The organism is Candidatus Paracaedibacter symbiosus (genome assembly GCF_000757605.1).
Lineage (GTDB): Bacteria > Pseudomonadota > Alphaproteobacteria > Paracaedibacterales > Paracaedibacteraceae > Paracaedibacter_A > Paracaedibacter_A symbiosus.
Genome location: NZ_JQAK01000032.1, coordinates 2,398 through 3,434, shown reverse-complemented (window position 1 = coordinate 3,434; position 1,037 = coordinate 2,398). Strand labels below are relative to the sequence as shown.

The following is a 1,037-nucleotide window of genomic DNA, read 5'->3' as shown; positions in this document are numbered from 1 at the left end:
AAATTTATCCTCATATACTTGAGTTCATTTCTATCATCTGTAAGCCTTCAGGCTTCTTATAAGGCCCTCATATTTGATGTAGATGGTGTTTTGGTTGATACTGAGCAGCTAAAGTTTGAAGCATGGCAGCAGGCTTTGAAAGAAAAAGAAGTAGAATTTCAGTTAGATGAATATTATCCATTGGTTGGTGGCTCATCTGAAGCGATATTAAACTCAATCAATCAACAAAAAAATGTTCAGTTAGGAGAAGAAGTAATAGCAATTAAGGAGAAATATTATTATGAAAAACAAATAGAAGGCGTTCCCTTAATACAGGATGCTGTTAAGTTTTTAAAAGAAGTCATCTGTCTTAGAAAATCAGGCAAAATAAAACTAGCTCTTGCATCATCAGCACCTTATGATGAAATTATTCGAAATATCAAGCAAATGAACCTTTCAGAGGAAGATTTTGATTTGATAGCCTCAGGTAAAGATAGCCTTAAGCATATAAATGACTATACTGGTGTGAACAAACCAAAACCTTATATTTATCAATTTTGTGCCCAGAAACTTAATGTTCAACCCTTTGAATGTCTAGTTTTTGAAGATACATATGCAGGTGTAATAGCGGCAACAAGGGCAGGAATGAATGCTATTGCTGTACCAAATAAATTTACCATAAACCATGAATTTTCTAAAGCAATGAAAGTTGCAAGTTTCAACTCATTAAAGTTAAATAGTATTGTAAATGCAAACAATTAACGTATTACCTAATAAATTAATAAAATGGTTAAGAGATAACTAAAAAAAAGAGGTTTGAGAGGCATGAAAAATTCATTATTAAAAAAATTTTCTTTCATTACAATTAGATTTTTAATTTGTTTATTTGGGTATAATTTTGTTTACGCTTCTTCGCCATTTGAGGTGCCCACTTTGGAAGTATTAGGATCTGAAGAATGGGTAAAAGCTAAAGTAAAGACCTATCCAGAACTTGAATGGTTGCTTGACTCAAATGTTCAACATACTCAAGAGGGAACCGTTGAACGATTTCCTCATAG

The 1,037-nt window shown here is 32.2% G+C and carries 2 protein-coding genes; both read left to right on the top strand.

The window, feature by feature from the left end; genetic code table 11:
* Positions 1-741, top strand: a 741-nt coding sequence (locus tag IG80_RS0111940) for an HAD family hydrolase (protein ID WP_156962236.1), incomplete at its 5' end; no start/stop codon positions are given.
* Positions 742-804: 63 nt separating this feature from the next.
* Positions 805-1,037: hypothetical protein (locus tag IG80_RS16020; RefSeq protein WP_032114251.1), on the top strand; the 233-nt coding region annotated here is incomplete at its 3' end.